General features: G+C 48.5%; 12 protein-coding genes. 10 read left to right on the plus strand and 2 right to left on the minus strand.

Annotation, left to right across the window (positions count from 1 at the left end; all coding sequences use genetic code 11):
* The first annotated feature begins 23 nt into the window (after positions 1 to 23).
* The 5 genes from atpD (at position 24) to HXZ99_RS06995 (ending at position 5693) form a co-directional block, all read left to right on the plus strand.
* Complete coding sequence (gene atpD, locus HXZ99_RS06975; protein WP_194756562.1) at positions 24 to 1409, plus strand: F0F1 ATP synthase subunit beta; 1386 nt, start codon at positions 24 to 26, stop codon at positions 1407 to 1409.
* Positions 1410 to 1427: 18 nt separating this feature from the next.
* Positions 1428 to 1856, plus strand: a complete 429-nt coding sequence (locus tag HXZ99_RS06980; protein ID WP_194756563.1) for a F0F1 ATP synthase subunit epsilon — start codon at positions 1428 to 1430, stop codon at positions 1854 to 1856.
* 218 nt (positions 1857 to 2074) lie between these two features.
* On the plus strand, positions 2075 to 3454 hold the full coding sequence (glmU, locus tag HXZ99_RS06985) for a bifunctional UDP-N-acetylglucosamine diphosphorylase/glucosamine-1-phosphate N-acetyltransferase GlmU (protein WP_194756564.1): 1380 nt from the start codon (positions 2075 to 2077) through the stop codon (positions 3452 to 3454).
* A gap of 1 nt (position 3455) precedes the next feature.
* Complete coding sequence (glmS, locus tag HXZ99_RS06990; protein WP_194756565.1) at positions 3456 to 5285, plus strand: glutamine--fructose-6-phosphate transaminase (isomerizing); 1830 nt, start codon at positions 3456 to 3458, stop codon at positions 5283 to 5285.
* Positions 5286 to 5294: 9 nt separating this feature from the next.
* Positions 5295 to 5693 (plus strand): cytochrome c oxidase assembly factor Coa1 family protein, encoded by a 399-nt coding sequence (locus HXZ99_RS06995; protein ID WP_194756566.1) that lies wholly within the window; start codon positions 5295 to 5297, stop codon positions 5691 to 5693.
* Here the strand turns inward: HXZ99_RS06995 and HXZ99_RS07000 are convergent.
* Both HXZ99_RS07000 and HXZ99_RS07005 read right to left on the minus strand, forming a co-directional pair.
* Positions 5659 to 5982, minus strand: a complete 324-nt coding sequence (locus tag HXZ99_RS07000; RefSeq protein WP_194756567.1) for a hypothetical protein — start codon at positions 5980 to 5982, stop codon at positions 5659 to 5661. The two genes, HXZ99_RS06995 and HXZ99_RS07000, sit on opposite strands and share 35 nt — an antisense overlap.
* A 58-nt stretch (positions 5983 to 6040) precedes the next feature.
* Positions 6041 to 6688, minus strand: a complete 648-nt coding sequence (locus HXZ99_RS07005) for a hypothetical protein (RefSeq protein WP_194756568.1) — start codon at positions 6686 to 6688, stop codon at positions 6041 to 6043.
* Positions 6689 to 7126: 438 nt separating this feature from the next.
* On the opposite strand from HXZ99_RS07005, the gene HXZ99_RS07010 reads away from it, so the two are divergent.
* The 5 genes from HXZ99_RS07010 to HXZ99_RS07030 all read left to right on the plus strand — a co-directional run bounded on the left by HXZ99_RS07010 (position 7127) and on the right by HXZ99_RS07030 (position 11383).
* Positions 7127 to 8053: an ABC transporter ATP-binding protein gene (locus tag HXZ99_RS07010; protein ID WP_194756569.1), complete on the plus strand. Its 927-nt coding sequence runs from the start codon at positions 7127 to 7129 to the stop codon at positions 8051 to 8053.
* Entirely contained in the window at positions 8050 to 8811 is a 762-nt protein-coding gene (locus HXZ99_RS07015) for an ABC transporter permease (protein WP_194756570.1), read from the plus strand. Before HXZ99_RS07010 ends, HXZ99_RS07015 begins: the two co-directional genes overlap by 4 nt.
* 47 nt (positions 8812 to 8858) lie before the next feature.
* Positions 8859 to 9605: a hypothetical protein gene (locus HXZ99_RS07020; protein ID WP_194756571.1), complete on the plus strand. Its 747-nt coding sequence runs from the start codon at positions 8859 to 8861 to the stop codon at positions 9603 to 9605.
* A 142-nt stretch (positions 9606 to 9747) separates the two neighbouring features.
* Positions 9748 to 9963 (plus strand): VF530 family protein, encoded by a 216-nt coding sequence (locus tag HXZ99_RS07025; RefSeq protein ID WP_194756572.1) that lies wholly within the window; start codon positions 9748 to 9750, stop codon positions 9961 to 9963.
* Positions 9964 to 10270: 307 nt separating this feature from the next.
* Positions 10271 to 11383 (plus strand): OprO/OprP family phosphate-selective porin, encoded by a 1113-nt coding sequence (locus HXZ99_RS07030; protein WP_194756573.1) that lies wholly within the window; start codon positions 10271 to 10273, stop codon positions 11381 to 11383.
* The last annotated feature ends 88 nt before the right edge of the window (positions 11384 to 11471 follow it).

Here is an 11471-nt window from a genome sequence, read left to right on the forward strand (position 1 = left end):
TTTGCAGAGTTAGAGGATAAGTCATGAGTCAAGGTAAGGTCGTCCAAATCATTGGCGCAGTTGTGGATATCGAATTTCCACAAACTGACGTTCCAAAGATCTACGACGCACTCCGCATCGCTGAAGGCGATCTGAAAGGGTTAACCCTGGAAGTTCAGCAACAGCTTGGTGGCGGTGTTGTGCGTTCGATTGCACTCGGTACTACCGACGGTCTTCGTCGTGGATTGAGTGTTGAAAATACAGGTGAATCAATTTTGGTTCCCGTTGGTAAAGCAACTCTAGGACGTATTATGAACGTTCTGGGTGAGCCTATCGACGAAGCAGGTGATATCGGTGAAGAAGAGCGTATGTCTATTCACCGTGAAGCGCCTTCTTATGAAGAACAGTCAAGCTCAATTGAACTACTGGAAACAGGCATCAAGGTTATCGACCTGATTTGTCCGTTTGCTAAAGGTGGTAAGGTTGGTTTGTTCGGTGGTGCCGGTGTAGGTAAAACCGTAAACATGATGGAGTTGATCCGGAACATCGCAATCGAGCACAGCGGTTACTCAGTATTCGCAGGTGTTGGTGAGCGTACTCGTGAAGGTAACGACTTCTATCACGAGATGAAAGACTCTAACGTACTCGACAAAGTAGCGCTCGTGTACGGTCAGATGAACGAGCCTCCTGGAAACCGTCTGCGTGTAGCATTGACCGGTTTGACCATCGCTGAGAAATTCCGTGATGAAGGCCGCGACGTTCTGTTCTTCGTAGATAACATCTATCGTTACACGTTGGCCGGTACTGAGGTATCAGCACTTCTAGGTCGTATGCCATCTGCGGTAGGTTATCAGCCTACGCTAGCAGAAGAGATGGGTGTACTGCAGGAGCGTATTACCTCAACCAAGACAGGTTCAATCACATCAATCCAAGCGGTATACGTACCTGCGGATGACTTGACTGACCCGTCACCAGCGACCACGTTTGCTCACTTGGACGCAACCGTTGTATTGTCACGGGACATCGCTGCACTGGGTATCTACCCAGCAGTAGACCCGCTTGATTCTACCTCGCGTCAGCTGGACCCTCAGGTGATTGGTTCTGAGCACTATGAAACTGCACGTGGCGTGCAGTCAGTATTGCAGCGTTACAAAGAACTGAAAGATATCATCGCGATTTTGGGTATGGATGAGCTTTCTGAAGAAGATAAGCAAGTGGTAGCACGCGCTCGTAAGATTCAGCGTTTCTTATCACAGCCGTTCTTCGTAGCAGAAGTATTTACTGGCGCGCCAGGAAAGTACGTATCCCTGAAAGATACTATTGCCGGCTTTAAAGGCATTCTTGACGGTGACTACGACAGCTTGCCAGAACAGGCGTTCTACATGGTTGGTACCATCGACGAAGCAGTCGAAAAAGCCAACAAAATGTAATCGAACGGGAGGTTTGTAATGGCGGTATCCACAGTACATCTGGACGTAGTAAGCGCTGAAGATCGTTTGTTCTCCGGCGACGTTCGCTCGATTCAGGTGACGGGTAGTGAGGGTGAACTGGGTGTTTTACCAGGACACACTCCATTGCTGACCGCCTTGCAACCTGGCATGGTTCGCGTAGTAACCGCAGACGGTGAAGAAGAGTTTTTCTACATCGCCGGCGGCGTCATGGAAGTTCAACCAGAATCAGTTACCGTGTTGTCGGATACGGCAGTACGCGGTGGTGAGCTGGATGAGCAGGCAACTGAGAAAGCCATTAAAGAAGCGCGTGAAGCGCTGGCCCACTCGTCGCCTGATATGTCCTACGCCGAAGCTGCAGCAGAGCTTGCCCGAGCAGTTGCCCAGTTGCGTGTATTGCAGCAACTGAAAAAGCGCAAAGGCAAATAACAGGTTCGCAAAGGCGATCAACCGATCATAAAAAACCCGGCTCCGGCCGGGTTTTTCTTTTCTCTCATCATGAAAACCAAATGGGGTGGAATACTTGGCCCGCAGGAGTCGACTCGGGGGAAACAACCTTAACGTTTTGTTGTCATTTCTTACCTATTCGAAGCCTGCTAGAATAGTGCGAATCAATTAAGAACAGTGAATACAAGGAATCAGGCTATATGACTCAGCCTTCGCTTAATGTAGTAATTCTTGCGGCAGGAAAAGGCACTCGGATGCGCTCAAACTTGCCTAAAGTGCTTCATCCTGTGGCACAAAAGCCCATGGTTGCACATGTCATCGATACGGCCCTTGCTCTCGGAGCCGAAAAGCTGCAATTGGTGTACGGCCATGGTGCTGATCACCTTCGTAGCGCCCTTAGTGATTATGCCGTTAATTGGGTAGAACAGGCGGAGCAACTAGGCACTGGCCATGCGATGCAGCAAACGATTCCCCATATTGGTGACGATGAAACCGTTTTGATTCTCTATGGCGATGTTCCCCTCACTCGCCCAGAAACCTTGCAAGGCTTGTTAGCAGCCAAAGGAAATGAGGCCATGGCGTTACTTACGGTAACGCTCCCAGACCCCACCGGCTATGGACGCATTGTTCGCACCGAAAACGGCGAGATAACCGGCATTGTTGAACACAAAGACGCCAGCCCCGAGCAACATCAAATTGATGAAGTAAATACCGGCATGATGGCGGTGAATGGCGCTGATCTAAAGCGTTGGTTACAGCAGTTGGATAATCAAAACGCTCAAGGTGAATATTATCTCACCGATATCGTGGCGATGGCCGCATCTGAAGGTGTGCGCATTGCTAGCGCACAGCCAAGGGATATTCCCGAAGTTGAAGGTGCCAATAACCGTGTGCAATTAGCTGGGTTGGAGCGTGCCTATCAGCAACGGCAGGCCGAAGCACTGATGCTTGCAGGCGCCACCCTACTCGACCCTGCCCGTATTGATGTGCGGGGCATGGTGCGTGTGGGTAACGACGTGGTGATCGACGTGAATGTGGTGTTGGAAGGGAATGTATATCTCGGTGACGGCGTTGTTATTGAACCAAACTGCGTGATACGCGATAGCCACATTGCTAATGGTGCACGCATTAAAGCAAATTCTGTCCTCGAAGGGGCGAAAGTGGGCGAACAGGCCCAAGTAGGCCCATTTGCGCGCTTACGCCCAGGTGCCGAATTAGCGAAAGATTCGGCAGTAGGCAACTTCGTGGAAATGAAGAAGTCATACTTAGGCGAAGGCGCTAAAGCGGGACACCTCAGCTATTTGGGCGATGCCACGATAGGAGCCGGCGCCAATATAGGTGCGGGAACCATTACCTGCAATTACGATGGCGTAAACAAACATAAAACAGAGATTGGTGCCAACGCCTTTATTGGGTCGAATAGTTCCCTTGTTGCACCAGTGCATATAGGGGCTGGTGCGATTACCGGGGCCGGCTCTGTGATTACCACCGACGTGCCCGACGCTGCCCTTGCAGTGGGTCGAGCAAAACAACGGAATATAGAGGGCTATAAGCGCCCGGCAAAAAAAGGAGAGAAGTAATATGTGCGGTATCGTTGGGGCCACAGCAGAACGGCGCGTAGCGGGTATTTTGCTCGAAGGTTTACGTCGCTTGGAGTACCGCGGATACGATTCGGCGGGAATGGCATTGTTAAACAACGATGGACTGCACCAGCTGCGTCGGGTCGGTAAAGTTCAGGCCTTAGGCGAGGCGTTAGACGAAACCGGTGTGAATGGCATGAGCGGTATTGCGCACACGCGCTGGGCCACCCATGGCGGTGTTACCGAGGCCAATGCCCACCCCCACTTCTCGAATGGCACCTTAGCGGTAGTCCACAATGGTATTATCGAAAATCACGAAAGCCTGCGCAAAAAACTAAAAGGCTTGGGGTATGTATTTACCTCGCAAACCGATACGGAAGTAATCTCCCACCTGATGCACCACGAGCTCGAGAAAGGAGTGAGCCTACTGGATGCCTTGAAGGTTACCGTAAAACAGCTTGAGGGCGCTTATGGCACCGTGATTATGGACAAGCGCCATCCCGGTGAGCTTGTGGTGGCCCGTTCCGGCAGTCCGTTGGTTATTGGTTTGGGGATTGGCGAGAACTTTATCGCCTCTGATCAGCTTGCCTTGCTTCCGGTCACCCGCGATTTTATCTATCTCGAAGAAGGCGATGTGGCCTCAGTTACCCGTGACAGCGTTACTATTTTTGCCGCTGATGGCGAGCAAGTGAAGCGTGATGTGGTTACCTCCGATCTGCAATACGATGCCGGCGGTAAAGGCGAATATCGCCACTACATGCTTAAAGAAATACACGAACAACCCTTCGCGGTGCGTAACACCCTTGAAGGACGCGTGAATGGCGAAGAAATTCACGTGAACGCCTTTGGCGAAGAAGCAGAATCTATTTTCAAAGATATCCGTCATGTGCAAATCGTTGCCTGTGGTACGAGCTACCATGCAGGGATGGTCGCGCGCTATTGGCTAGAGCAACATGCAGGCGTGTCCTGCAACGTGGAAATTGCATCTGAATTTCGCTATCGCAAATCTCATGTATTTCCAGGCAGCCTGCTGGTCACTATTTCCCAGTCCGGTGAAACCGCCGATACGCTCGCAGCGCTACGGCTTGCAAAAACCTTGGGCTATCGCTCAACCTTAACGATTTGTAACGTGGCAACTTCATCCATGGTACGCGAATCTGATTTAGCCTTCTTGACGCGCGCAGGCGCTGAGATTGGTGTGGCTTCAACCAAAGCCTTTACCACGCAGCTGGCAGGTTTGCTGATGCTAGTCGCAGCCATTGGTCGCTACAATGGCGCCGAAGCGGACATCGAAGGTCGCATTGCCCATGCATTGTCAACGCTACCTAACCACCTCGAGCACGCACTGAAGATCACCAAAGAGATTGAAGCCCTTGCCGAAGAGTTTGCCGACAAAGAGCACAGTTTGTTCTTAGGTCGTGGGGAGCAATACCCTATCGCAATGGAAGGCGCACTCAAGCTCAAAGAAATTAGCTATATTCACGCCGAAGCCTATGCAGCCGGTGAGTTAAAACACGGGCCACTTGCACTCATCGACGCAGAAATGCCGGTCATTGTGGTGGCACCGAATAACGAACTACTCGAAAAGCTTAAATCGAACGTGGAAGAAGTGCGCGCTCGCGGCGGCATTATGTACGTATTTGCCGATCGAGACGCTGAGTTTGCCAGCGACGACAGCATGCGCGTCATTAACCTTAATCATGTTGATGAGCTCGTTGCTCCCATCGTGTACACCATCCCGCTGCAGCTACTCAGCTACTACGTGGCCATCATCAAAGGCACCGACGTAGACCAACCGCGGAATTTAGCAAAGAGTGTGACTGTGGAGTGATTTTAGAGAATGAGCGTGCGTAAAAACCTAAAATGGATTCTGCTCGGAACTGGCGCGACCCTTGTTTTTGCGGTGATGGTTGGGGCTGTGTTTTGGTTTGTTATGTCATTGCTAAAGGGGGAAGCTTACGAGCGCTCACTCAGTGCGGTGATGGATGATAGGCATGTAGTGGCGATTGTTGGAACCCCGATGACTCCCAGTCGTTTCGTATGGGGCAATATTTCAACAAGTGGGCCTGATGGCAACGCCAATCTTGAATACACGGTATCGGGGCCGCAGTCGTCGGCAAAGGTGTATGTAAATGCCACTCGTACTTTGGGAGAATGGCGTTTAAATGCCGTTGTTGTGGTGCCTGAAGGAACAAATCAACGAATTATTGTCGCCGGGCCCGATCGCAACGGGCCTTAAAGTACATACCTTTAAATACTGAAGAGCCCACTTCATTATCTCGAGTTACAGTACCGCTTTCCAAATCAAAAATAATCGTGTCGGGTGCCTTCTTGAATTCTAAATAATCATTAATGAGAATGTAAAATATTGCAGTAAAAGCAATGGTCATTATGATAGAGATTTTGATATTCACATTCCCACTCGATATGAGCCAAGCAGCACTCAAGAAAAACGGCAAAAATACCAACAATGCTATCGTAATATTCTTAAACAACAGTGAGCGATCTTTTTTCCCTTGTACTTTCATCGTAGTAAAACCTCATTAAATAAGGGCGTACATCAAAATCGCCCTGAAATGAAAAAAACTATTCTGATCGTAATAAGCTGCTATATGCGACTTTAGGAGTTGACTCTGTGAGCTCCCCAAATTCGTTATAGAATTTAAAAGTAAAACTGATTTCTGCATTAATTGACCAGCGGTCGCCATAGCGAAAATCACTGTCTGATACTGATTCTAAATCAAATGACAGATGCATGTCTTGAGCTGAATAAACTTCATTCGAAGAACAAGTGCCGGACCCATCTAAATCAACCCAGATTTGAAGGTATGGATAAAGGGGGCTAGTACTACTATCCAATACTGATGAGCCCTCAACTGCTAGTTTTGTGAGAGCTTCAGCAGCGGTGGTCGAATTAGAGGCTGGATTAAATGCGAAGCCAATTTGTTCTTTTTCTTCAAAACATTTATGCTCCCTTCCAATAAATAGTACCCCATGTGTTGGAGGTATACCTCTGAATTGTTCAGAATCTCCTTCCTTGTTAACTAGTATCATAGGTTCTGAAAGAGGTGCCCGATCGGGCTCGACTGTCGGAACCTCAGACACATCCAATACGATGATTGGTAACGTACTTAATAAAAATATTGATAACATAATTTTCTCTCTCTTTAAAAACTCAATGTAACATTCAATGGTCGGAAACCAATAGCAAGGATTCCATGGATCCTCTGGCATGTAACTCTTTGACCTTCTTTAGCACTAACCCGAAACACGACTCGCAGAAATCGAAATTAAACTCTTCTCCATCACTGTCCACTTCCCCATTCATGACACAGCTCTAAACTAGCGTTTTCCAGTCTTTCCCGGTAAACCGCTGGCGGTAAAATGACAAAGCTTTCATGGGTGCGGTCACGGGATCAAATTTAGGAAGGGGCGTGTTTGCGGAGAATATGGGCTACCATGACATGATCCCTTTAGCTTTCCTGCTCCAAAATACGCGGACCCGGTCCCTCTTTTGCTAACACATCCTGCGGGTTGCGTAGCGGGCATTCCGCAAGTGACAGGCATCCGCAACTCATGCAACCAAAAAGTGAAATTAGGCAGTTTTATTGTGACTGCAGCGGAGTACAATCAAAACGCACAAACGCAACATGATTCAGAGATCTTGACAGCATGAGTTCATATATTCTTGAAATTTCAAACCTAAGCAAAGCGTACCCGTCGGGTCACAAGGCGTTAAAGGATGTAAGCCTGCAAGTTGAGCGCGGGAAAATTCTGGCGCTGTTGGGCCCCAATGGTGCGGGTAAAACGACATTGATCAGCATTGTGTGCGGTTTGGTAAAGCCAGGCCCGGGAAGCATTCAAGTGGATGGGTTGGATGTGATTCGTGACTATCGGGAAGTTCGCAAGAAAATCGGCTTGGTGCCCCAAGAACTCTCTGTCAGCATGTTTGAAACCGTATGGGACACCGTCACCTTAAGTCGGGGAATGTTTGGTAAGCCTGCCGATCCAGTGTACTTAGAAAGTCTTCTGCGCGACTTGTCGTTATGGGATAAGCGGAAGAGCAAGATTATGACGTTATCAGGTGGCATGAAACGTCGGGTTCTGATTGCTAAAGCGCTCTCACACCAGCCGGAAATTTTATTTTTGGACGAGCCCACAGCGGGCGTCGATGTCGAACTGCGGCGCGATATGTGGGGTCTGATTCGTCGTCTCCGCGACAATGGCGTGACCATTATTCTGACCACCCATTACATTGAAGAAGCTGAAGAAATGGCAGACCGTATCGGGGTGATCAATAAAGGTGAGCTGATTCTGGTTGAGGAAAAAGAAACCCTAATGACCCGTTTGGGTAGCAAAAATCTAACCTTGGAACTGGCCGAACCGATGCAACAGGTGCCTGAGGCGCTGGCGCCTTATAATCTCACGCTCAGCAAAGGCGGAGCGCAGCTTGTGTATACCTACGACAGCCATGCAGGGCATGAAATCAGTGGTCTTCTGAAGGCACTACAAGAACAGGGAATTGATTACCGAGATTTGCACACCCGACAAAGCTCACTGGAAGATATTTTTGTCGATTTAGTGGCGGAGGGTATATGAATCATCATGCTGTTAAGGCGATCTATCATTTCGAGATGGCGCGTACCTTCCGCACTTTGATGCAAAGTTTAGCGTCGCCCATTCTATCGACGTCGCTTTACTTTATCGTGTTCGGCGGGGCGATTGGCTCGCGGATGATGGATATCGACGGGGTGAGTTATGCGGCTTACATCGTTCCAGGATTAATCCTAATTACCGTACTCACGGAGAGCACCTCGAATGCGTCGCTGGGTATCTATATGCCGAAGTTTACCGGCACGATTTATGAAGTGCTGTCTGCGCCTATTACGCCTTTCGAAATTATATTGGGATACGTTGGCGCAGCGGCGACGAAATCTGTGTTGCTGGGGTTACTGATTCTAGTGAGCGCGCGACTATTTGTGGATTTTTCCGTGCTCTACCCACTGTGGATGTTGCTCTTTCTCGTGGTCATTTCAGTCACCTTTAGTCTATTTGGATTTATTCTAGGGCTCTGGGCCGACAGCTTTGAGCGTTTGGGGATTATTCCCACCATGGTGATTACACCACTGGTGTTTTTAGGGGGAAGTTTTTACTCCATCAGTATGCTCCCGCCATTGTGGCAAACCATCACTATGTTTAATCCGGTGGTTTATTTAGTTAATGGCTTTCGTTGGAGCTTTTACGGTGTCGCCGATGTGCATGTGGGCTTTAGCTTGGCCATGATCACGCTATTTCTTGTCACATGTTTTAGTATTGCCTGGTGGATGCTACGGACAGGCTACAAAATTAAGAGTTAATATCGGCGCGATAAATCTCGCTCACTTAAGTAAATAGGAATAGACGCATGAAAAAACTTCTCGTTTTAATCGTCGTTCTAATCAGTGGCTGCGCAAGTTCAGTGGATGATCCGAACTTTGCAAATGAGCCGTCCTTTGCGGGCATCCAAGATGGCTATTTGGTGTATACCGGATATCTTTTGGAGGAGTCGAATCAAAAGCTTTTCGCAGCTTATGAGAATGCCGCTAGCAAACCCACTCGACTCTTGATTTCAAGTGGTGGTGGCGACATCGGGCTTGGAATTGAGTTGGGGAACTGGATTATTGAGCATGAGCTAGATGTGGAAGTTCTCGATGTATGCGCGTCATCTTGCGCAAATTATGTATTTCCTGCGGGCAAAACCAAATACTTGCGCAAAGACTCAGTGCTGATCTGGCACGGGAGTGCGTGGCAGCAGAATTGGAGGATACCTGAAGGTGCACAGGAATGGTTCGATGAGTGGTTAAATAGCATTAGGGCATCAGAAACAGAGTATTATGCCGAGCTCGAAGTAGACAATCTCCTTACGGTCTATGGTCAGCACTATGTGCCCTCAGTTTTTCGCCTCGTTTTTCACAACCTAACAATGGGTACTGGCCCTAAACAAGGTTTCGATTACTCATTAGAGGATATGCAACGATTTGGATTATCAAATATTTTACTTGTCGATGAAGAATGGAACTGGCGAAAGCATCGACCCGGTGTAAGGCAAATGGTTATCCGAGTTCCTGTAAGCAATGATTATGAGTTCACACTCCGTCGTTTTGAAATTTAGGCTTAATAAATAAAAGGTTTCGGAAGGGCGTCATTAGCTCGGGCCGTTGCTTTTACTACTCGATATCATTTACTGCTAAAATCCATTCTCAATTAGCCCCAGCGATTAATATGTTGGGCCAACAACAACTGAGAATGCTGCAATGAATACACAACCAAATAACCCGCTGCATGGCCTAACGCTGGAAAAGATTTTGACTCGTCTCGTCGAACATTACGGGTGGGAGGGCTTACATCGGCGCATCAGTATCAACTGCTTTTCAAATGAACCGTCGATTAAATCGTCCTTAAAGTTCTTGCGGAAAACCCAATGGGCTCGGGACAAAGTAGAAGCTTTGTATGTGAGTACGTTTCAATAAGTCGAAAGCTTACGCAGAATCAAAGCAAAGACATGAATTTAAACGCCAGATATTTCAGGGGAACATTCACTCAACGTCCGTCCAGTCGTCGGCAAAGGTGTATGTAAATACCACTCGTACTGGGGGAAATGGCACCTAACCCCCCCTCTTCTTCTCGCTTGTGTCATGAAAATGTCATCTAAGCGTCGTAAAACCGCCATATAACTCGGCTTTAATAAGCGTCAGTTTTGCTAGCGTCCGTTCTGGCTTGCCTGAACGAGAGCAACGATAAATCTACACATACACTCAACTTGCTGATGGAACCTTTATGAAAACGCCAATTAAAATAACTGTTGTTGCAGCCGCTGTTGCTTTTGCCATTTTCGCTGATATCGCTGAAGCCGCTCCAACTGTGGATGTTCGGGGTCGTATGCACTTGGATACCGCCGCTTATGACGCAGACGTCACTGAGCTTGGCGCAAGTACCGCGGTTCGTCGGACGCGCTTGGGCATGAACGGAAAACTGAACGATACGTGGTCATTTCAAATCGAGTATGACTTCGCTGAAAACGGGACCAGCGCAAATGATGTGTTCTTGCGTCGTTCGCTTGCCGATGGAACCCTCACGATTGGTCAAGTTAAAGTACCTATGGGCTTGAACGAGCTCACCAGTTCAAACGCCATCACGTTTATGGAACGTGCCTCTAACAGCAATATTACCGCCGATAGCCGCCGTTTAGGTGTGCGCTATGACCGGTCGTTCGAGAATGTATTGTTCCAAAGCATGGTATATACGCGCGGTATCGGCAGTGGTCGCGTGGCGAGCGCGGATGACCCTATGGGGTTGGCGGGCCGTTTAGTATTTACGCCAGTTACCGGTGATACCTTAGTACACTTAGGGGTATCGGTAGCAGCGGAAGATCGGGGTGATTACAATAGCTTGCGCTACCGAGATCGCCCAGAAATTCGTCCGGCGGATATTCGTTTGATTGATACTGGCAACCTTACCGACGTGGACTCAACCTTAAAGTATGGTTTAGAAGCAGCTTATCAAGCGGGTCCGTTCTCGATGGAAGCCGAGTACTTGGCGAACAATGTAAGCCGTAGCCAAGCAAATGATGTAACTTTTGATGGTTACCATGTTCAGGTGAGCTACATTCTTACCGGCGAAAAACGGGGCTATCGGGGCGGTAACTTTCGCGGTGTAACACCTAAGGGCGATGCGGGCGCATGGGAAGTTGCGGCGCGCTATAGCGTGGCTAATCTAAGTGATGGTGATGTTCTCGGTGGTGAGCAGAGCAATATTACCGTGGGTGTGAACTACTACGCTTCAGCGAACGTTCGCATTATGGCCAATCTAATTTTCTCTGATATTAAAGATGGCATTAACGGTAACGAAAAACCGAAAGCGTTAGGATTACGTGCTCAGTTCCACTTCTAAACGCTGATCTTAACTCACGAAAAAGCAGAGGCATCGCCTCTGCTTTTTTATTGGGCGCGTTTCTCAGGTTTTGAACTATATTGTTAAG

Source organism: Aliidiomarina indica (assembly GCF_015354615.1).
GTDB lineage: Bacteria > Pseudomonadota > Gammaproteobacteria > Enterobacterales > Alteromonadaceae > Aliidiomarina > Aliidiomarina indica.